Source organism: Kitasatospora sp. NPDC056273 (assembly GCF_042268845.1).
In the GTDB taxonomy this organism is placed as follows: Bacteria; Actinomycetota; Actinomycetes; order Streptomycetales; family Streptomycetaceae; genus Kitasatospora.
In genome coordinates this window covers 1-21,252 of sequence record NZ_JBHJSJ010000003.1, presented here as the reverse complement: position 1 = coordinate 21,252, position 21,252 = coordinate 1, and the positions used below count along the sequence as shown (strand labels likewise).

Here is a 21,252-nt window from a genome sequence, read left to right as displayed (position 1 = left end):
GCGGTCGGGTTCGACGGCCGGGTTCCACGACCCGGCCCCGCGACTCGGCCCTGCAGCAAGGAATCAGATGCCAGGCATACCGGCCCCCCGCACCGGCCACCGCGCCGGGCGGTCCGGCTCGCTCCGCAGCCCGCTCCTCGCCGCCGTGCTGGTCCCCAGCCTGGGCCTCGCCGCCGCCTGGGGCTACGCCGCCTACCTGCTGCGCGACTCCGGCCAGCGCACCGCGCTGCTGGCCGGCAGCGCGGTCGTCGCCGCGGTGGTACTGATCAGCCTGGTCCGCGGCATCCGGACCGCCTGGGCACTGTCCGCGCGGCTGTCCGAACTGCGGGCCGACACCATGGCGCTCGCCGAGCAGGAGATCCCCGAGGTGGTCGGGCGGCTGCGCGCCGGGGAGCAGGTGCCCGCCCCGGCCGCCTGGACACCCTCCCGACGGACCGGCGACGACGTCCAGCAGGCCTCGGAGGGCCTCGCCGCCGTCCGGCAGGCCGCGGTCGCCGCCATCGTCCACCAGGCCCAGGGCCGCGAGGGGACGAAGAAGGTCTTCCTCAACATCGCCCGGCGCACCCAGATCCTGATCCACCGGCAGATCAGCATGCTGGACGCGCTGGAACGCGAGCACGAGGACCCGGAACTGCTGCGCGAACTGTTCGCGGTCGACCACCTGGCCACCCGGATGCGGCGCAACGCCGAGAACCTCGTCATCCTCGGCGGCGACCTCCCCGCCCGGCGCTGGCGCAACGCCGTACCCGTGGTCAACGTGCTGCGCAGCGCCGTCTCGGAGACCGAGAGCTACTCCCGGGTCGTCGTCCGGGGCGTGCCGCGCGTCTCGCTCGGCGGGCAGGCCGTCGCCGACGTCATCCACCTGGTCGCCGAACTGATCGAGAACGGCACCACCTTCTCCCCGCCGTACACCCAGGTGCAGGTCTCCGCGAAGGAGGTGCCCGAGGGCCTGGCGGTCGAGGTCGAGGACCGCGGACTCGGCATGACCGAGACGGAGTACCAGCGCCTCAACGCGTACCTGGCCGACCCGCCCGACCTGGACGTCTCCGCGCTCGGCGACGACCTGCGGCTCGGCCTGTTCGTCGTCGCGCACCTGGCCGCCCGGCACGACGTCCGGGTCACCCTGCACCCGTCCCCGTACGGCGGCACCCGGGCCGCGGTGCTGGTGCCCTCGGCGCTGCTGGAGCAGGCGGCGCAGTCGGCCGCGGTGTCCGGGCTGCCCTCGGGGGCCCGGATCACCCGGGCTCCCGTGACCGACGTGGGGGCAGGGGCCGGAGCGGGAGCGGGAGCGGGAGCGGACGCTGGGGCGGGGGCGGGGGTCGGGGGCGGCTCCGGGTCCGAAGCCCTCGGGCAGGAGCCGCCGGGTGCGACGGCCGCAGGGCACGGCGGGCTGCCGGACGGGAGCCAGGCGGCCCCGGGACCGTTCGGCACCCCGGGGGCCCCGGCCGTCCCCTACGGCGCGGACGGCGCGGACGGCGCCGGGACGGGCGCCGGGACGGGCGCCGCCGGGGTCGGCGGTGCCGAGGCGCCCGCCAACGGAGGCCTGGCCGTCGGCGCCGAGATCCCCGGACTGCCCGGCGCGGTCGTCGTGCCCCGGCCCGTGCTGCCGCGCATGTACGACCTGTCGGGCAGCCCCGCGGTGGACCAGCGCCGCCCGGCACCACGGCCCGACGACGGCTCGGACGGTGCGCCGCACACCCAAGCGGCCGTGCCGCAACGGGCCCGGGACGCCGGCCCGGCCGGGCAGCTCGGCCCGGCGACACCCGTGTACGGGGCGCAACACCTCGCGCCGTCCGTCCCTTCCGCCCCTTCCGCCCCTTCCGCCCCGCAGCGGGCCTCTGCGGACTCCCCCACCGTCCGGGAGGCCGAGGAGTGGCGGTGACGCTGCTTCGACCTACGCTTCGACCGCTCGGCGCTGGGCGCGGTCAAGGTGCTGCCGGACGATCCGGGCCGGGCGGACCGCTTCCGTGGGCGGCCCGCCTCGGTCTCAGCCGTCGGTGCGGGGCTCAGGCGTTGGCGTGGACCGGGTGGAGTTCGGCGAGCGACCCGACCAGCGGGGCCAGCTCCGGGACCTCGGTGGCCTCGGCCAGCGTCGCCTCCAGGGCGGCGTCGTGCACCGGGCGAGCCGCCGTCAGCAGGTCGCGGCCCTCGGGCGTCAGCTCGGTGTAGATGCCGCGCCGGTCGTCCGCGCAGAGGAACCGGCCGAGCAGGCCCCGGTCCTCCAGGCGGCTCACCAGCCGGGTGGTCGCACTGCTGCTCAGCGCCGCCGCGCGGGCCAGCTGCTGCATCCGCATGTGCCAGCCGTCCTGGCGGGAGAGCGCCTCCAGCACCGTGTACTCGACCACCGAGAGCTTGAACTCGGCCTGGAGCGCCTTCTCCAGCGCGGTGTCGATCATGCCGTGCAGCGCGGCGAGCGTCCGCCAGCCGCGGGCCCGGATCTCGGCCGCATCGTCGCGGATTCCCATGACGCCTACCCTTCCGTCGCGCTGCTCGTGCCGTGTGCCGGACGCGGCCCCACGTGAGGTTTCTCGTCCGGGGTCTCGTACGAGGTTTCGTCCCGTGTCTTCCTGTGACAAGTATGCCATTTGGCGCGGAATATCGGACTGTGCAAATAGTTCGGCTTATACCTCCGTCGGTTCCCCGTCGAGGGCCTCCGCTCCGGGCCGTCAGCCGCCGCGACGGCGGGGCGGAGGCCGTCCTGCGGTGAGCGACCGGACCCCGCACGAGGGTCCGGCCCGCCCACCGCCCGGGGCGTCGAAGGACACCACGGGGCCGCACACGACCGGCTCCTCACCCCTCCCTGGACCAGGCCGACGCGCACAGCGCCGTGGCCAGTTCCTCGGTGTAGGAGGCCGCAGTCAGCCAGGCGGTGGCGAAATCCTCGTGGTCGTCGGTGACGATCCGGCCGAAGACGTCGCGCTGCTGGTTGGCGGCGGAGGCCCGCAGGCCGTCGAGGAGTTCGGCGGCGGTGGCCAGCCCGGCGGCGCTCAGCAGACCGCGGTCGGCCGCCGCCGAGGCCTCGCTCGGGGCGAGGGCGTGCCGACCGGTGGTGACCGTCTGCTCGACCCGGCGGCCGAGCACGTGGACGGGCGGGCCGTACGGTGCCGGGGCAGTCGATCCGTCCGCCGGTTCCTCCGCCGACCCGTCCGCCTGCTCGCCGACCGTGGCGGAGGCCGTCGCGGACGCGGCGAGGTCGGCGGTCTGGAGGCGTTCGAGGCCGAGGTTGACCCGGCCCGCCCGGTCCGCGGACAGGGCGAGCGGGTCGGGGGCGGCCGGGGGCGTACCGATCGCGAGCAGACGCAGCTCCGGACGGTCCGCGCGCTCCAGCCGCCCGATCACCCGCAGTCGCAGGCCGGGGGCGGTGGCGAGCAGCGCGAGGTTCGCCCGGAACGGCAGGTCGGGGTGCTCGTGCGCCGGGCGCAGGACGATCACCGGACCGCCCTGCGCACCGCTCGCCGTGCAGCACGCCAGTAGTTGCGGTGCACCGCCCGGGCCGGGGGCCGTACCCAGCAGGGTGACGTCCAGGAAGAGCAGGTCGCTCCCGGCCGGGCGGCTCTCGTACGGCAGTTCCTGCGCCGCGAGTGCCCGGGCCACCTGGGCGGAGGCCGGTTCCGACCAGAGCCGGGCGGCCGGCTCCGCCGTCCATGCCGCGCCCGTCGCCCGCACCGCCCGGACCGAGGCCCCGGCGCCCAGCCGACCACCACCGGACCTGGTCGCACCCTGGACGGCCAGCCCCGCGCGGCTGAACTCGCGGTGGCTGAGCGCGGCGTCGCCCAACCGGACCGTCCGGTTGCCCGCCCCGACCGCCTGTGGGGCGGCGGCCGCCGCGTCGTCGTGCGGCATCACCTCGGCGATCGTGCTGAGGCGCCCGTCGGCGTCCACCGCCCAGCTGACCGCACCGGCATGGGTGGCCGTCAGCACCGGCTCGGCGAACAGGCCGTAGAGCCGCAGACCGCCCTCCTCCCGGTAGGCCTGGCGCGCGGTGCCGCGCAGCTCGGCGACCGGGGCGGTGCCGGTGGCCAGGGCGGTGGTGAGGCCGAGGAGTTCACGCAGGCCCGCGACCAGGTCCGCCAGGCGGTGGTCGGGCGCGCCGGAGCGTGCCGCCCGGACCCTGGTCGCGACGGTGACGGCCGCCGCGGCCGGGCGGTGCAGGCCCGCGAGGCGCGCCCGGTGGGCGGCGCGCAGCAGTTCGGCCTGGGAGACGGCGCCCGCCCCGCTCACCCCGGCGGCCAGGACGGCGGCCGCGGCCCGGTGGAGGTGGCGGACGGCGGCGAGTTCGACGGCGGTGAGCGGGTCGCCGGCGATCGGGTCGCCGGCGATCGGGTCGCCGGCGATCGGGTCGGCGGCCGGCCGGTCGTTCGGCTCCCCTGACGCGCCGTCCGTGTCACTCCTGGGCTCGGGCTCCTGCTCGGGCTCCGGCCCCGGCTCGGCCTCGGCCTCGGCGAGCGGGCAGAGGGTGACCGCCGCGGCCCGGTGCACGCAGGCCGGGGCGAGCAGGCAGCCGCAGCGGACGCCGGCCTCCGCCGCGACCACCCCGCCCGGGGCGTGCAGCACGAGCACCGTCTCCTCGTCCACCTCCACCCGCCACTCGTCGCCCTCCCGGGCCACCGGCCGCTCCGCCAGCTTCGCCGCCGCGCCGTCCAGCCGCTTCTGCAACCGGGCACTCAGCCCGGCCACCACCTCGGCGACCACCTCGGGCCGCACACCCGGCCAGTCGCTCGTCCGCGCCGTCACGCTCATCGCACCTTCTCCCCCACCCAGCGGGCCAGTTCCAGCGGGCTCAACGCCGCCACGGGCATTCCGGCCGCGACCAGTTGGCCCGCGACCGCCTTCGAGTAGCGGGCCGTCCCGGTGTCGTCCAGCGCCGCGCAGCCGAGCAGGTGCACGCCAGAGTCCACCAGGGCCCGGGTCTGGGCCAGCAGCCCTCCGACCGGCCCGCCCTCCTCGAAGTCGCTGACCACCGCGACCAGCGTGCGGGACGGCACCGTCACCAGCTCCCGCGCGTAGCGCAGCCCGCTCGCGATGCTGGTGCCGCCGCCGACGCTCACCTCCAGCAGCAGGCCCAGCGGATCGTCCACCCGCTCCGTGAGGTCCAGGACCTCGGTGGAGAAGGCGACGAAGTGGGTGCTCAGGGAGGGCACCCCGGCCAGGATCGAGGCCGTCAGCGCGGCCCACACCGTGGAGGCCTCCATCGACCCGGAGACGTCCACGACCAGGATCAGCCGCCAGTCGTTGGCCTGCCGCGCCCTGGTCCGGAAGACCGGGCGCTCGGGCACGATCAGGGTGCCGCCGTCCGGCGCGGGGCGGGCGGTGGCCAGGTTGGCCCGGATGGTCCGGTCGAGGTCCAGCCCGCCGCCCGGGCGGCGGGACGGGCGCGGCACGGCGATCCCGGTCAGGGCCGGGCGCAGCCGGGTGGCCAGCTCCCGGCTCAGTTCGTCCACCAGGCGCCGCACCAGCGGGCGCAGCCGGGCCACCCGGGCCTCGGGCAGACCACCCGCGTGGTCCAGCACGGTGCGCAGCAGCTCGACGGACGGGCGGACGGCGGACGGGTCGATCGTCTCCAGGACGTCGGTGCGGCCCTGGGCGACGGCGGCGGCCAGCACCTCCTCGCGCACGCCGGGGCCGAACAGCGACTCCAGTTCCTCGGCCCACTCCCGCACACCGGGGTACGGGGCCTCGCGGCCGCCCTTGCCGCCCCGGCTGTCCAGGCCCGGGCCGGAGCCCTCGCCGTGGCCGCCGCCGTACAACTCGTCCAGGGCGGTGGCGAGTCGGGCACCGCGACCGGTCAGGCCGCCGCTGCCGGGGCGGCCGAGGAGCAGCCGCCAACGCTCGGCGGGGGCGAGGGTACGGGCGGGGTTGGGGACGGGAACGGGGTCGGAGGCAGGCGGCGGGGCCGCGGGCGACGGCGCAACGGCCGCGGGCTGCGCGGGCGTTGCGGGCAGGAGGCCGCGACGGGCGAGCGCCGCACGCGCCGCGAGGTCCGCGCGCACCCAGCCGGCGAGCACAGCGGTGCCGGCCTCCTCGGGCAGGGCGGCGAGCCGGGCGCCCAGACGCTCCTCGACCAGGGCCAGCAGCCGGTCCCGGGCGGCCGGGCTGAGCGTGTCGAACCCGCCGCGCAGCGCGGGCAGCCGGTCCAGGAAGGCGTCGTCGGGCAGCGAGGTGACCCGCTCCAGCAGCGGTTCCAGTGCCTGCGGCGCGGAGTCGAACAGCCCCTCCGCGGCCGTCAGCAGGCCGACCAGCGCCCGCCCGAGCGCCTGTCGCGCCTCCGGAGCGGTCGCGCCGTCCACCCACGAGGCGGCCCGGCCGCCCAGCACCTCGGCCGGCTCCTGGCCGAGCAGCACCCGCACCGCGCCGGCCGCACCCCGCACCAGCGGGCTCCCCTGCTCGGCGAGTCCGGCCAGCACGTACGCCAGCCGCACCCCGCCGAGCCGGTCCGCCCGCCGTACCAGCTCCACCAGCGCCCGCGCGTCCTGCGGGTCGTCCGACCCGCCCAGGCCCTCCAACTGCCGCACGGCGGCGACGGTGAGCACCTCCCCGGCCGCGACGAGCACGGGCGGGCCGGCCACGGGGGCGCCGGCCACCGGCGTGCCGTCGTCTGCGGCGACGGGGCCTTCCTCCGCTCCCGCCGGGGTGTGGCCGGGGAAGTGGCCCGCGGTCAGGCGGTCGAGGAGGGCGAGGGCGTCGAGGAGGTCGGGGAGGGTGGCGGAGGCGGGGAGGAGGGTGGTGAGTTGGGTGAGACGGGCCTCGGTGAGGGCGGGGAGGGCGCAGGAGGCGGCGGCGGTGAGGCCGTCGATGATCTCGCGCGGGGTCGGCTGGTCGGTGAGGCGGGCGCGCAGGGCGCCTTCGGCGGCCTGGGCGGGGGTGACGCCGCGGGTGCCGGCGACGGTGAGCATGGCGGCGGTGGCGGGCGTCCAGTGCAGGCGCCAGCGGGTGCCGAGGGTTTCGGTGCCGCCTGCGCCGGTGGTGGCGACGGGCTCGCCGTAGGGGACCTCGCAGGCGGTGAGGCGGTGCAGGAGGATCTCGCGGCGGCGGTCGAGGCCGCTGCGCAGCGGGTCGAGACGCAGGTCGCGCGGGCCGGGGTCGCCGGGGCCGGGGAGGCCGAGGTCCGTGAGGAGGGTCTCGACGGCGGGGGCGAGTCCGCTGCGCGGGGCGGCGGGGGTCGGGCGGCCGGTGCGGGTGCCGACCAGGACCTGTTCGAGGGCGCGGGCGACGGCCCGGCCGCGGCCGAGGGGCTCGCCCTGGGCGAGCACGGTCTGCACCGCTTCGACGAGTTCGCCGCGGCCGGGGGCGGCGTGGCCGCGCAGCCGGGCGAGGTCGCCGGCCAGCCGGACGATCTCGCGGGCGTCGGCCGGGCCGCTGGGGTGGTCCTGGACGCGCAGGGCGGCGCAGATCCGGACGGCGGTGGTGGTGAGCGCCTCGGCGAGGCGTTCCGGGTCGCCGCCGGCGTCGAGGACGGTGTGCTGCCACTCCGGGTCGCGGATGCCCGCCGGGTAGCCGGAGCGGGCGTCGAGCAGCGGGTAGGTGTACGGGATCAGGGACAGGATGTGCCCGGGGCCGTCCGGGTGCGGCGGCTCCTCGGTGGCGAGGGGACCGTCGAGCAGGGCGGGGGCGTGGAAGGCGCCGATCACGGCGGCGACCCGGCGCCCGCCGGCCGAGGCGGCCTGGATGCGGGACCGCATCCACGCCTCGCGGCGCAGGTCGTACGGGTCGACGCCGGGGCCGGTCTCGGCGTCCCGGCGCAGTGCCCAGCCGACCAGCAGGGCGGCGCGGCGGACGGCCTCGGGGGTGGAGCCGGGGGCGGCCGTCTCGACCAGGCGGTCCCACAGGTCCTCGTCGGAGTCCCGGCCGGTGAGGCGGTGGCGCAGCGCGTCGGCGACGCCGGGTGCGTCCGGGATCCGATCGGTGCGCCCGCGCTCCGCCGTGCGGGCGGCGCGGTGGGCGAGCGGGAGGTCGCAGGCGACGGCCTCCACCCCGTTGCGCCGGGCCCAGCGCAGGGCGGCGAGCTCCGGGGAGAAGTCGGCGAACGGGTAGAAGGCGGGCCCGGCCGCCTCCTCGGGCCCGGCCGGGGCCGCCGCGAGGGCGACCGGGGCCCGGGTGGCCTCGTCGGCGAGCGGGCCGAGCCAGGGCTGGAACTCGGCGGGCAGCTCGACCAGGACGACGTCCGGCCGGGCGGCGTCGAGCAGCGCGGGGACCACCGCGCTGAGGGACGGCGCGTGGTGGCGCACGCCGATCAGGTAGGGGCCGGGGCGACCGGTGCCGGCGGCGGCCAGCCGGTCGGCCTCGGCCCGGACAGCCTGGTCCGCGTGCTCCGCCTGGTCCGCGTCGTCCGGGCGGGTGGTCTCCGCGCTGCTCATCGGATCAGGCCTCCAGTGCCGGGCGGAGGTCCCACAGGGTGCGCCAGGTGGCGGCGCCCTGCTCGGCGCGGCGGCGGACCGGGCCGTCCCAGTAGCCGAGCAGCCGGGCCGCGTCGGACGGCTCGTCCTTGCGGACCACGCCGAGGAGCTGGCCGGGCAGCCGGCCGAGCAGGTCCCCGCCGTCGGGCAGGTAGGCGGCGCTGACGCCGAGCGCGGTGGCGACGGAGACCGCCTCGGCGGTGCTCATCACGGTGGACGGGCGTTCGACGTCCCAGCCTTCGGTGGACCGGCCGCTGCGCAAGTCCCGGAAGGCCGTGACCAGGGCCTCCAGGACGGCGTCGTCCACCGCGTAGGCGGCGCCGGCCCGGGCCACGGCGGCGGTGGACTGGCGGCGGACCAGGTCGACCTCGGCGGCGAGGCTGCCGATCGGGCCGACCGTCTCGAAGTTGAACCGCCGCTTGAGCGCCGCGGACATCTCGCTGACGCCCTTGTCCCGCAGGTTGGCGGTGGCGATCAGGGTGAAGCCGGCCGCGGCGTGCAGTTGGCCGTCCGGGGTGCCGGCCAGTTCGGGGACGGCGATGCGCCGCTCCGAGAGCAGCGAGACCAGCGCGTCCTGCACCTCGGGCAGGCAGCGGGTGACCTCCTCGACCCGGGCGACCGCGCCGGTGGTCATCGCGGTGAGCACCGGCGAGGGCACGAGGGCCTCCCGGCTGGGCCCCTTGGCGAGCAGCAGGGCGTAGTTCCAGCCGTACTTGAGCTGGTCCTCGGTGGTGCCGGCGGTGCCCTGGACGGTGAGCGCGCTGCTGCCGCAGACGGCGGCGGCGAGCAGCTCGGAGAGCATGGACTTGGCGGTGCCGGGCTCGCCGACGAGCAGCAGGCCCCGCTCCCCGGCGAGGGTGACGACGCAGCGTTCGACCAGGGCGCGCTCGCCGACGAACTTCGGCTCGATGACCAGGCCCTTGCGCCCGGCCTTGAGCTTCTCGCCGCCGCTGCCCATCACGAAGGTGACCACGGCGCGCGGGGTCAGGAGCCAGCCGGGCGGGCGCGGGCCGCTGTCGTGGGCGGCCAGGAACTCCAGTTCGGCGGCGTACTTCTCCTCGGGCGGGACGGTCTGCCGGTCGGCCGCGGCGGGGGCGGCGGCGCCCTTGGTGGTCTCGGTGGCGGTCATCGGCGGGCCTTCCTGCGCTTGCCGGTCTGGAGCTCTTCGTATCCGGGGGCGTCGCCGTCGACGGTCCGCTGCCAGGCCCGGGCGAACAGCTCGGGGACGGGCAGGGGGACCAGCGCGGGCCGGTGGGTGGGCAGTTCGTAGAGGGCGGCCTTCCATGTCTCGGCGGGCAGGGCGGGCGACTTGGCCTCCTGCCAGCCGCCGGGCAGGAAGAGGCTGCGGCCGGCCCGGGAGCGCTTGGCCTCCAGCACCAGGCCGCTGGCGGCGAGTTCGGCGCGGGCCTTCTTCAGCCGGGCGGGCTTCCAGCCCGTCCAGCGGGCGGCGTTGCGGTCGGTCGGGTCGGGCAGGGCGAGCAGTTGGAGGTAGAGCGTGGCCGCGTCCTCGCCCAGGCCGTGGGTGCGGGAGACCTCGGCGACCAGCTCGGGGACGGACAGCAGGGGGTTCTGCAGCCAGGCCGGGCCCTCACCGGGGGCCGGCACCGAGGCGGCGGAGGCGGCCAGTTGCTCCGGCTCGCCGCGCAGCACGGCTTCGATGGCGCCCCGCTCGGCGGAGAACCAGTAGCTGCTGGAGAGCCCGTCGAGCAGTTCGAGCAGTGGGTCGTCCGGGCCGGTGAGGGCGGCCGGGCGCAGCCAGATCCGCTCGTAGTCCTCGTGGTACGGCGTCAGGACGAGTGCCGGGCCGCAGTGGACCAGGCCGTCCCGGTCGGCCCCGCCCTCGGCGGGCAGGCCGAAGTGGGTGCGCAGGACGGCGGCCAGCGAGGCGCCCTTGACGGTGCGCACCAGGTCGAGGTCGAGCAGCAGCTCCGGGTCGGCGAGGCGGTCGCGCAGCGCGGCGGCGGCGGTGGGCAGCAGCGGGCGCAGCGGGCTGTCGGCGGGCAGGTGGTAGGCGAGCCAGCGCAGCGCGGCGATGGTGGAGCCGAGCGCGCCGGTCTCGGGGACGGCGGACTCGTCCTCGGGCGTCAGCCGCTGGCCGACCCCGTCCACCTCGGTGAACCGGAAGCCGGTGCGGCCGGCCAGCCACGGGGTGTGGGCGGGGTTGAGCACCGCCTCGACGGTGTCGATGGACACGCCCTGGACGGTGGCCAGGGCCTCCTCGGGGAGGGTGACGAGCCGTCCGAAGCGCCGGATCCACTCCTCGGCGCCGGCGGCGATGTCGGGGCCCTCGGTCCACAGGGTCTTCGGGTCGGCGGGCAGCAGGGCGCCCCAGACGGCGGCGAGACCGTTGTGGTCGTGCCCGCGCAGCCAGGCCCGGGCGGCCTTGAACTCGGCGGCCTTGAGGCCGAGTTCGGTGGGCGCGGAGATGTCCGTCCAGTACAGCAGGCCGGACGGCGGGCTGAGCAGCAGGGCGGAGCGGGCGGTGCCGATGCCGGTGAGCTCGTTGAAGGCCTCCGCCCTGGCCGCGTCCCGGGGGACGAATCCGTGCAGCGCGGCGACCCTCCAGAACTTGGCGACCCAGGCGGCGTCGACCAGTTCCTCGGTGCCGCGCTCCTCGAGGGTGGTGAAGTGCGCGACAGGGCCGAACTCCCCGCTCGGGTCGTGGTCGACGGCGAGCCAGTGCACCCAGCCGTCGGCGAGCTGTCGCTGGTGGCCGATGATGACGACGGTGCGCCCGCCGTGCCGCAGCACCTCGCCCTCGCGGGGCGTGACCGGCCGGGGGCCGGTGGCGTTCGGGGCCGGCGGCACCTGCTCGGCGAGGACGATCTCGCGCAGGGTGGCGCCGCGGTCGGCCAGCGGGCCCCTGGTCAGCTCACCGAGCAGCAGGACCAGCGAGGAACGGTGGGCGGGCTCGGTGAACGGCGAGGCCACCGCGTAGGCCAGCGCGTGGATCCGGCCGAGCAGTTGGAGCCAGCCGTAACTGACGCTGCCGTTGTGCAGGGTGACGGTGGCGGGGCTGGTCCAGCCCTCGCCCTCGGCGGCGGGCGGGGCGGCCAGCACGGCGGTGACGGCGCGCAGGTTGTTGAGCACCCGGCAGCGCTCCTCGGAGCCCCAGTTGTTGCCGAAGCCGCCGATCTCGGGCAGCACGGCGCGCACGGCGTCGCGCAGTTCGTGGTCGCGGCCGTGGTCGGGCCGCCACTCGGCGTTCTTCGCCTTGCCGGGGCGCTCGGCCTCCGGCTGCGGGACGAACCGGGCGACCCGGTCCAGCAGGTCGGCGGCGGTGCGGGCGAGCCCGGCGACGCCGGCCAGCAGCCGCGGGTGGGCGATGCCGGGCAGGATCGCGCCGACCTCCGGGACAGGCAGGGTGCGCGAGGTGCGCCGGGCGAGCGGGCGGCGCACGCCCTGGACGGTGAGCCAGCACTGTTCGCCGTCCGGGACGGGTTCGGTGTCGACCGGCCAGGCGGCATCGACCAGCCGGGCGGCCTGCTCGGCGGTGACGGCGCGCAGTGCCTGCGAGCCCGCCTCGTCGCGCGGGCGCAGGGCGTGCCAGTGCGGGTACGGCGGGATGAGCGGGGTGCCGGCGGCGGAGAGCTCGCCGGAGCGGCCGGGGCGCAGGTCGACGGTGCGGTCGGCCTGGCCGGTGAGGTCGGGCAGGTTGAGCGAGAAGTGCTCGCCGGAGGTGTGGCTGACCACCGGGGCGGCCGCGCCGGGCAGGGCGAGCCGGGCCACCGGGACGGTGTCCGTCCGGTGACCGGCCAGCGGCAGCTCGATGCGGTGGCCGTCGGCCGTGAAGGCGGTGACGGCCTTGCCGGGCTCCGTCCTGACCCAGTTGCCGAGCACGGTGCCGTCGGTGCCGAGCGGGGTCCGCTCCAGGCCGGGTTGGAGCGGCAGCAGCCAGGTGCTGCGCTGGACCAGCCGGCCGGCGTGGGCGGTGGCGGCGATCACCGGCGGTTCGGCGGTGCGGCCCAGGGTGCCGGTGGCCGGGTCGAGTTCGCGCAGGACGGCCTCGCCCTCGGTGGTGCGGCGCATCGTCCAGTAGCCGGTGCCGTCGCCGAGGACGGGGTGCTCGTGGGGCATCCGGGTGTCGCCGGCGTGCAGCGGGCGCTCGCCGGTGGTGCGGCCGCCGCCGGGCAGTTGGAGGGAGGGCGCCTCGGGTTCGCGGTCGCGGTAGTAGTAGCCGGCGATGGTCTCGCCCTCGAGCTCGAACCGCTCGTCCGGGCGGCTGGACCAGTACGCGAGCTGCTTGCCCTCCTCGGACCAGACGACCAGCAGTTCGCCGTCGACGAAGCGCAGCCTGGTTCGGTTGCGCTCGTGCGACGGCCGCTCGGGCAGCCGCAGGGTGTGCTCCAGCACGATGCCCTGCGGGCCGACCACGACGGCCCGGTCGAGGCGGGCGAGGATCAGGTGCGGCCAGGCGTCCTCGATGAGCAGGTCGCTCAGGCCGGCGCCGGCCAGGCTGGGGACGGGGTGCTGCGGGGCGTCGTCGGCGGGCGGGTCGGCGAGCTTGCCGAGCGCCTCCTCCAGGGCGGGCCAGCCGAGTTCGTCCAGGATTCCGGCCCGGAGGGCGTCGGTGAGCAGCGCGGTGACGTCGAGGGCGGCGATCCGCTCGGCGACGGCCGGGGCGACCGTCCGGATGGCGGTGTGGTACTGGCCGATCGACCGGACCAGGTCGGCGGCGCCGGCCAGGCCGCGGGCGGCGGTCAGCTCCTCGGCGCGCTCCTCGGCCCACTCCGCGAACAGCTCGTTCAGCAGCGGCACGGCGGGTGCCTGGCGCCGGACGGCCGTCTCCCAGGCGGGCGGGGTGGCCCGGCGCAGCAGCGGCCGGTAGCGCTCGTCGGCGCCGACGGCGGTGAGGGCGGAGCTGTCGGGGCCGCTCTGCGCCGCCCAGTCGCGCAGGTCGAAGCCGAGGCCGCCGGGCGGGTCGGCCACCGGCACGCCCGCGGCCAGCAGCAGGTCCAGCAGGTCGATCCGGGTGTGGCTGGCGCGGATGCCGGTGTGGAGGTCCACCGGGACGGCGTCGGCCTTCAGCCGCTCGACCATCCGGCCGACCAGCGCGAGGGTGGCCGGGCAGCTGGGCCGGTTGCGCCAGCCGCGGCCGTGGTGGTGGCACCAGCGCTGGAGCCATGCGGCGGCGGGCTCGGCGCCCTCGGCGCGGGGGCCGGTGAGCAGTTCCTCGGCGCCGGTCTCGGCGAGCACCGCCAGCCAGGCGGTGTCGTGCGGGGCCGGGTCGGCGGAGGCCGGGTCGGGCAGCAGTTCCAGCAGTCGGGTGCGGACCGCCGTGTCGTCGCGGCCGAGCTCGACCAGCGCGCCGTGCCAGGACTTCCAGAACGCGGCGGGCGCCCGGTTGACCGCCGGGGAGTCCAGCAGCTCGGCGAGCAGCGCCCGTTCGTGCTCGGTGCGGTCCAGTCCGGCGGCCTTGACCAGGGCGCGGGCGTCCTCGGCGATCCCGGCGTACGGGGCCATGCCGGCCGCGGAGCGCTCGGTGCACAGCTGGCGGAAGCGCTGCCAGGCGGTCAGCGGGTCGAGCCGCTGGGCGAGCTCCTTGACGTACTGGCGCAGCGACTTGACGGTGAGCGCGCCGGCCAGGGCGAACTCCAGGAAGACGGCGCGCAGCCGCTCCTCGTCCACCGTCAGGCCGTGGGTGCGCTCGGCCTCGCGGGCCTTGCCGAACCAGGCGGCGGCGTAGGTCTGGTTGCCGTGGCCGAGGAAGATCCGGCCGACCTCCTCGCAGAAGGTGGGCAGGAAGTGCGGGACGGCGCGGCCGAGGCGGGTGGCGAGCTCGTCGAAGCCGTCCTTGGCGGCGCCGGGCTTGGAGGCGGCCTGGCGGGCGATCCGCTCCAGCTCCTTGACCAGGGCGAGCGCGTGGTGGCCGTTGGCCGGGTCGTGGACCAGTGCCCAGGCGGGGAAGCCGAGCGCCTCCTGGCGGACCTGGCCGACCTCGGCGGCCCCGGCCTCCGGCGCCAGGCCGAGGAAGTCGAGGGCGAGGTCCTCGGCCGGGCCGAGCGCGCCGGGGACGAGCCGGACGATCCGGCGGCCGTCGAGCGCGGGGTGGGTGTAGGTGCGGGCGGTGAGCACGTCGGCGGCGCTGTCGGGGCGGCCGGCGTCGGGCAGGGTGCCGGACGGGAGCACGGCCCCGGCGTCGAGCAGCTCCTCGGGCGTCGCGGCGCGGTCGGCGCCGTTGCCGCCCGGGTTGGTGGTGGTCGTGGTCAGGCCGGTGGCGGTCATGCGGCTTCCTCCCCCTGGATCGTGCGGCCGGCGTACAGGGCGGCGGCCATCCGCATGCCCTCGGACCAGGCGACCGGTCCGACCTCGGTGAGCGGCAGGGCCCGGCCGTCCGGGCCGGCCCAGCTGAGCGCGCCCGTCTCGCACGCGTCGTACTCGTAGTAGTCGCCGACCCAGACCCGGGCCTCGACGGTGCGCCCGCCCTCGGTGACCGACTGGACGGCGGAGCCGCCGCGGACCCGGCAGCCGAGCCGGTTGCAGCGCCCGACCAGCTCGCGCAGCTCCCGGTAGCGGCCGCCGGCGTAGGTGGTGACCTCGGTGCCGGCCGACCCGTCGGCGGGCCGGTGCCAGACCTCGCGGTAGAGCTGCTGGACGCGCTGGGAGACGCCGAGCTCGACGGCGAACTCGCGCAGCTCGTCGAGGTCTTCGAGCAGGACGGGGTGCGGTATCAGCACCTCGCCGTCGGTGAGGCGCACGGTGTCGCCGTCCAGGTCGACCAGGCCGAGGCCGCGCTCGGCGTCGGCGCCGCGCAGGAAGCCGGCCACGGAGCCGTCCACGGCGGTGACCACGAGGTCCTTCAGGACGCCCTGCCAGGCCTCGTCCGGCCACACGGCGGTGAGCACCGCGGCGGGCACCGGCAGCGAGCGGACCATCCAGCGCTCGACGTCCTCCAGGCAGCCCCGCTCGTGCGCGGCCAGCCACTCGGCGAGCTGCTTGAGCTGGACGACCACGCGGTCGTCACCGAGCTTCGACGGCAGGGACTTGAGGTCTCGGCCCGCCGCGTTGCGGCACGCCACCCTGCCCTCCCCGTCGAGCGCCACGCGGTACCCTCCCGCGTCCGTCTCCACCCATGCCACGGCCGTACTCCTCCCACCGGGAAACACCTGTCGATCGCCTGCTGACCAGCGATGCGAGGAACGTAGCGAGGTCCACTGACAACGCGACGGGCGGGGTGAACTCCGGCCGTGACATGCAGACTTCAAACCACTCGAACGGGTGATCGAAGAGACGAAAAAGGCGGGGCGGCTGCCCCCACGCAGCCGCCCCGCCCGTCCTTCCGCCCCGCCCGTCCCCCGGCCCCGGCGACCCCCTCCGTCCCCGCGACCCGACGACCCCTCGGCCCCCGCCCCGTCAGCCCAGCGGCGCCCGGGGCACGATGACCGGCGCGCCGTCCCCCGGCGCCGCGAGCACATGGCTGTCGATGTCGTACAGCGCCCGCACCAGCGGAGCGTCCACCACCTCGCGCGGCGGCCCGCAGGCCACCACCGCGCCGTCCCGCAGCGCGACCAGCAGGTCCGCGTACCGGGCGGCCGCCGCGAGGTCGTGCAGCACCATGACCACCGTCCGCCCGCCCGCCGCGACCCGGCGGACCAGCTCCAGCACCTCCACCGCGTGCCCGAGGTCGAGCGCGCTGGTCGGCTCGTCGAGCAGCACCACCGGGGTGTCCTGGGCGAGCACCATGGCCAGCCAGCAGCGCTGGCGCTGGCCGCCGGAGAGCCGGTCGAGCCGGCGGTCGGCCAGCTCCGCCACGCCGGTGGCGCGCAGGGCCTCGGCGGTCAGCCGCTCGTCCTCCGCCGACCACTGCCGGAAGAGCCCCTGGTGCGGATGGCGGCCGTAGCGGACGAGTCCGGCGACGGTCACCGCCTCCGGGGCCTGCGGGCTCTGCGGCAGCAGCGCGACCCGGTGGGCGGCCTGGCGCGGGCGCAGCCGCCACACGTCCTCGCCGCCGACCAGGACCCGCCCGCCGTCCGGCCGGTGCAGCCGCGCGACGGAGCGCAGCAGGGTGGACTTCCCGCAGCCGTTCGGGCCGACCACCGCCACCACCCGGCCGGCCGGGACGGTGAGGTCGACGCCGCCGAGCACCGGGCGCCCCGGCCCGTAGCCGGCGCTGAGTCCCTGGATCGTCAACTCCATGGCAGCTCCCCCTCGACCGGCGCCCGCTCAGCTGCCGCCGAGCGCCTTGGCGAGGTCGCCGATGACGACGTCCGCGGCGAGCGGGCCGCCCCGGGTGGACCAGACCGAGCCGTCCACGGTGACGGCGTGGTTGTTCTTCACCGCGCCCAGCTCCTGGTACGCGGGCTTGGACTGGACGTCCTTGAGCGCGGTCTTGCCGTCGTCGGTCAGGGTGGAGAGGAACAGCCAGTCGCCGTCGATCTCGTTGAGCTTCTCCAGGCTGAGCGCCGGGCTGTGGGCGTTGCCGTCCTTGTCCTGCGCGGCCGGGCGGGTCAGGCCCATGTCCAGGGCGACGCCGCTGGCGAACTGCTTCTTCTCCATCCAGCTCGGGCCGGTGGGGTTCCAGCGGACGATGGAGACGGCGGCGCCCTTGTTCTTGCCGAGCTCGCCGCCCGCCTTGGCGGCCTTGGCCTCGTACTCGCCGATCACCTTGTTGGCCTGGTCGAGCTTGTTGACGGCGTTGCCGATGCCCCGGAAGGCGAGCTTCCAGTCGTCGGTGGGCGCCATGGTGACCAGCGTGGCGGGGGTGATCTCGCGCAGCTGCTTGAGCACCTGCTCGTCCTGCATGTCGCCGGCCAGGATCAGGTCGGGCTTGGCGGCGATCACCTTGTCCATCACGGGCTGGAGCAGGTTCCCGACCACCGGGACGCCCTGCACCTTGTCCTTGAGGTACGCGGGCGGCTCGGCCAGCCCCTGGCCGTTGGTGATGCCGGCCGGCTTGACGCCGAGGGCGAGCACCGCGTCCAGGTCCTCCTGGGTGAGGGTGACGATCCGCTTGGGCTCGGCGGGGACCTCGACGGCCTTGCCGGTGGCGTCCTTGACGGTGCGCTTGCCGGTGTCGCCGCCCTTTCCGCCGCCCGCCGCGTCGGCCGCCGGGGAGGCGGCCGTGGACGAACCCGAGGAGGAGGAGCCGGAGGAGCCGCAGCCGGTGAGCAGGAGCGCGGCCGCCCCGGTGACGGCCAGCGCCTGGGCCGCACGGCGGCGGACGGGGCTGAGCGGGCGACGGGCGAACGGCATGGGTGCCTCCGGGCAACGGTGGTACGGGAGTTGAGCAGCGTCCGGGTCGTTCGGCGGGGCGGAGGGGCCCCGCGGGACGGACTCGACCATTAGGTTAGCCTTACCTTATGACATTGTCGCAAGCCGGCGTCACCAAGGCGCCCCCCGCCACCGCGCCGGAGCCCCGACGGCCCGGGGGCCGCCCGGAGGGGCCCGGGGGCCGCCCGGAGGGCACCCGCCCCACCTGGCCGGCCGTCACGGCGGCGGTGGTGCTCCTGCTCGCCCTGGCCGCGCTCTCGCTGTCGGTCGGCGCCGGCGAGGTCGGCCCCGGCCGGGTGCTGGACTACCTGCTGAACCACGACGGCGCCCGCGCCGACGGCCGACTGGCCCTGGTCGTCGGCGACCTGCGACTGCCGCGCACCCTCACCGCGCTGCTGGTCGGCGCGGCGCTCGGCGTCGCCGGGGCGCAGCTGCAGTCCGTCACCCGCAACCCGCTGGCCGAGACCGGCCTGCTCGGCGTCAACGCCGGCGCCTCGCTGGGCGTGGTGCTCGGCATCGCCGTACTCGGCGTCCAGAGCTCCTACGGCTACCTCGCCTTCGCCTTCGGCGGCGCCGTGCTCGCCAGCGCGCTGGTGCTGCTGATCGCGGGCAGCCGGGGCGGCGGCTCGCCGATGCGGCTGGTGCTGGGCGGCTCCGCGGTCGGCGCCACCTTCGGCGGGCTCACCGGTGTGCTGATCGTCAACTCGCCAGAGGCCTACGACCGTTACCGGGTCTGGGTGCTCGGCTCACTGGCCGGGGTGGAGGGCTGGAGCACACTCGCCAGGCTCACCCCCGTCCTCGGCGCCGGCTTCCTGCTCGCCGCGCTCACCACCCGGCCGCTCACCGCCCTGGCACTCGGCGACGACCTGGCCCGCGGCCTCGGCCACCGCCCCGGCGCCACCCGGGCCGCGGTCGCCGTCGCGGTCACCCTGCTGACCGCCTCCGCGGTCGCCCTGGCCGGGCCGGTGTCCTTCCTCGGCCTGCTGGCCGGCTTCCTCGCCCGGTCCCTCGCCGGTCCGCGGATCGGCCGACTCACCCTGCTCGCCGGACTGTTCGGCGCGGCCGTGCTGACCGGCGCCGACGTGCTGGCCCGGGTGGTGGCCAGGCCGTACGAGGCGCCGGTGTCGGTGATCGTCGCCCTCGTCGGCGCCCCGGCCCTGATCGCCATCGTCCGCTCCCGGCGCTCCGCCGCGCTCGCCCTCAGCGACCCGGCCGAGGCCACCCCGCCGGCCGGACGGCGGGCCGAACCGCCCGCCCCGAAGCCTGACCTGGCACTGCGGTACGGCGCCTGGTCGCTGCTGCTCCCCCGCCGGGCGCTGGCCGCCTCGCTCGGCCTGGCCGCCGCCCTGCTCGCCGCCGTGGTGGTCGCCGCCCACGCCGGACAGAGCGAACTCGACCTCGGCCGCACCTTCCAGGCCGTGTTCGGCTACGGCGACCGCCTCGACGTGCTGCTGGTGCAGAAGTTCCGGCTCGGCCGGATCGTCGCCGCCCTCGCCGCCGGGGCCGCGCTCGGCCTGGCCGGCTGCCTGACCCAGACCCTCGCCCGCAACCGCCTGGCCACCCCCGAACTCCTCGGCGTCAACGACGGCGCGACCGCGGCCGTGCTGATCTCGGCCACCGCCTCCGGCACCTTCGGCGCCTGGTGGGCCGGACCGCTCGGCGCGCTGGCCGCCGTCCTGGTGGTCACCCTGGTCTCCGGCGGGCTCGGCGCGCGCGGCTACCGGGTGCTGGTCGTCGGCCTCGCGATGTCCGCGCTGGCCTCGGCGGTGATCCAGGTCGCACTGGCCCGCCGCTCGCTCAACTCAGCCGGATCGCTGTACGTTTGGACCTCCGGCAGCCTCAACGGCCGGGACCTCGCGATCGCCACGCCCGTCCTGGTCGGGCTGGCCGTACTGGTGCCGCTCGCCCTGGTGGCGGCCCGGCGGCTGGCGGTGCTGCGCTTCGACGACAGCGTCGCCTCGGCGCTCGGCGTCGACCCGGGCCGGGTGCGGCTCGCCTGCCTGCTGCTGGCCGTCGCCCTGGCCGGACTGGCGGTCGGCGTCTGCGGGCCGGTCGGCTTCGTGGCGCTGGCCGCGCCGGTGGTCGCCGGGCGGCTGGCCGGACCCGCACGGGTGCCGGTGCTCGGCTCGGCCCTCACCGGCGCCCTGCTCGTCGTCCTCGCGGACACCCTGGGACGGGTGCTGCTCGGCGGGGTGGAGATCCCCGTCGGCATCGTCACCACCGTCCTCGGCGGCCCGTTCCTGCTCTGGGTGCTGCTCAGCCGCAAGGGCAGCCCCGCGTGACCACCCCTGGAGAACCCACCGTGGAAGCCCCGCCCGTCGTCGCCCTCGACCCCGACGACCCCGCCTACCGCCTGGTCACCTTCACCCACCGGGAGGCCGACTGCGACGGCGTGCTCGCCCTGCTGCACACCGTCACCGACAAGGACCGCCACGCCGGGGACCTGACACCGCACCTGATGGAGCGTCAGGCCGACGGAAGCTGGTCGATCACCTACCGGCTGCGCGAGGACCACCGCGCCTCCTACCAGCTGTACCCCTTCCGGGGCGAGGCCCCCGGCACCACCCGCGCCGACTGGCTGCGCGTCCTGGACCGGGCCCGCCCCGACCCGTACGACACCGAACCCCGGCTGCCCGCCCGCGACGGCCGGCACCCCTCCTCCGTGCTCAGCCTGCCCGCCGCGCCCGCGCAGCCGTACGTGGTGCGGCGCGAGGGCGTGCCGCGCGGGCGGACGGTCGCGCACACGGCGGCCGGCCGGCGGGTGGACGTCCACCTCCCGGCCGGGCACCGCGCGGACGGCGGACCGTACCCGGTCGCGGTGCTGCTGGACGGCGAGATGTGGGGCGGGGTGCTGTCCGTCGGCGACACCCTCGACAACCTGGCGGCGGACGGCGCGATCCCGCCGACCGTCGCCCTGCTCGTGCACACCATGGGCCCGCAGCGGCCGGACGACCTGAGCTGCAACCCGGCCTTCGTCGACCTCCTCGCCGACCGCCTCCTCCCCTGGGCCGCAACGGAGTTCGGCGCGAGCGCCGACCCCGCCGACACCGTGGTCGCGGGCCAGAGCGCGGGCGGCCTCACCGCCGCCTACGCGGCCTACCGCCGCCCGGAGCGCTTCGGCAACGCGCTCTCCCAGTCCGGCTCCTTCTGGTGGCCCGACGAGACCGAGTTCGACGTCGGCAGCGAGTGGCTGACCCGCCGCCTCGCCGCCGAACAGCGGCGCCCGGCCCGCTTCTGGATCGAGGTCGGGCTCCAGGAGTGGATGCTGCTCGCCCAGAACCGCCACCTGCGCGACGTCCTCACCGCCCGCGGCTACGACCTCGCCTACCGCGAATTCAACGGCGGCCACGACTACGCCTGTTGGCGCGGCGGCCTGGCCGACGGGCTCGCCCACCTGCTGGGCGGCCGGTGACCTGCGGACCAGCCGGTCCGCGGGCGGTCGGCGGCGGTCCGGGACCTCACCCCTGATCGCCGCCGGCGGTCGCGGTCGGGATCCGGGAACGGCGTCACCGTCTTCTTCCGGGGTCCACGACCGGGTAGAGCGGGAAGCCCATCCGCGGGTAGTCGCGGATGGGGGTGCCCCCCGAGGAGGTTTTGGGTGTGTTTTTTTAAAAAAAAAAACGGGCCCCCAAAATTTTTGTGTTTTTAA

At 76.7% G+C, this 21,252-nt stretch carries 11 protein-coding genes; 3 read left to right on the top strand and 8 right to left on the bottom strand.

From position 1 onward, the window contains the following. Nucleotides 1-67: 67 nt before the first annotated feature. Nucleotides 68-1,882: a sensor histidine kinase gene (locus ACFCY1_RS03340; RefSeq protein ID WP_375873323.1), complete on the top strand. Its 1,815-nt coding sequence runs from the start codon at nucleotides 68-70 to the stop codon at nucleotides 1,880-1,882. A 124-nt stretch (nucleotides 1,883-2,006) separates the two neighbouring features. Here ACFCY1_RS03340 and ACFCY1_RS03335 read toward each other — a convergent pair whose 3' ends face one another. The 8 genes from ACFCY1_RS03335 to ACFCY1_RS03300 all read right to left on the bottom strand — a co-directional run bounded on the left by ACFCY1_RS03335 (nucleotide 2,007) and on the right by ACFCY1_RS03300 (nucleotide 17,585). After that, nucleotides 2,007-2,465, bottom strand: coding sequence for a MarR family winged helix-turn-helix transcriptional regulator (locus tag ACFCY1_RS03335; RefSeq protein ID WP_049660429.1), 459 nt, complete (start codon nucleotides 2,463-2,465; stop codon nucleotides 2,007-2,009). A 325-nt stretch (nucleotides 2,466-2,790) separates the two neighbouring features. Beyond that, nucleotides 2,791-4,740, bottom strand: coding sequence for a hypothetical protein (locus ACFCY1_RS03330; RefSeq protein WP_375873322.1), 1,950 nt, complete (start codon nucleotides 4,738-4,740; stop codon nucleotides 2,791-2,793). Continuing rightward, complete coding sequence (locus ACFCY1_RS03325) at nucleotides 4,737-8,354, bottom strand: DUF5682 family protein (protein WP_375873321.1); 3,618 nt, start codon at nucleotides 8,352-8,354, stop codon at nucleotides 4,737-4,739. Before ACFCY1_RS03325 ends, ACFCY1_RS03330 begins: the two co-directional genes overlap by 4 nt. Nucleotides 8,355-8,358: 4 nt before the next feature. Further along, the gene (locus ACFCY1_RS03320; RefSeq protein ID WP_049659767.1) at nucleotides 8,359-9,522 is read right to left on the bottom strand and encodes an AAA family ATPase; all 1,164 of its coding nucleotides are present in this window, start codon (nucleotides 9,520-9,522) and stop codon (nucleotides 8,359-8,361) included. Continuing rightward, nucleotides 9,519-14,618, bottom strand: coding sequence for a hypothetical protein (locus tag ACFCY1_RS03315; protein ID WP_375873320.1), 5,100 nt, complete (start codon nucleotides 14,616-14,618; stop codon nucleotides 9,519-9,521). Before ACFCY1_RS03315 ends, ACFCY1_RS03320 begins: the two co-directional genes overlap by 4 nt. Further along, nucleotides 14,615-15,472, bottom strand: a complete 858-nt coding sequence (locus ACFCY1_RS03310) for a DUF4132 domain-containing protein (protein WP_049658519.1) — start codon at nucleotides 15,470-15,472, stop codon at nucleotides 14,615-14,617. Before ACFCY1_RS03310 ends, ACFCY1_RS03315 begins: the two co-directional genes overlap by 4 nt. Nucleotides 15,473-15,746: 274 nt before the next feature. Then, nucleotides 15,747-16,529 carry an ABC transporter ATP-binding protein gene (locus ACFCY1_RS03305; RefSeq protein ID WP_117490785.1) on the bottom strand — a complete coding sequence of 261 codons (783 nt, stop codon included), beginning with the start codon at nucleotides 16,527-16,529 and terminating at the stop codon, nucleotides 15,747-15,749. Between the two features lie 27 nt (nucleotides 16,530-16,556). Further along, on the bottom strand, nucleotides 16,557-17,585 hold the full coding sequence (locus ACFCY1_RS03300) for an ABC transporter substrate-binding protein (RefSeq protein ID WP_375873319.1): 1,029 nt from the start codon (nucleotides 17,583-17,585) through the stop codon (nucleotides 16,557-16,559). 107 nt (nucleotides 17,586-17,692) lie between these two features. Between ACFCY1_RS03300 and fhuB the strand changes: the two genes are divergently transcribed. Beyond that, on the top strand, nucleotides 17,693-19,885 hold the full coding sequence (fhuB, locus tag ACFCY1_RS03295; protein WP_079272422.1) for a Fe(3+)-hydroxamate ABC transporter permease FhuB: 2,193 nt from the start codon (nucleotides 17,693-17,695) through the stop codon (nucleotides 19,883-19,885). 20 nt (nucleotides 19,886-19,905) lie between these two features. Next, complete coding sequence (gene fes, locus ACFCY1_RS03290) at nucleotides 19,906-21,015, top strand: enterochelin esterase (RefSeq protein WP_375873318.1); 1,110 nt, start codon at nucleotides 19,906-19,908, stop codon at nucleotides 21,013-21,015. The last annotated feature ends 237 nt before the right edge of the window (nucleotides 21,016-21,252 follow it).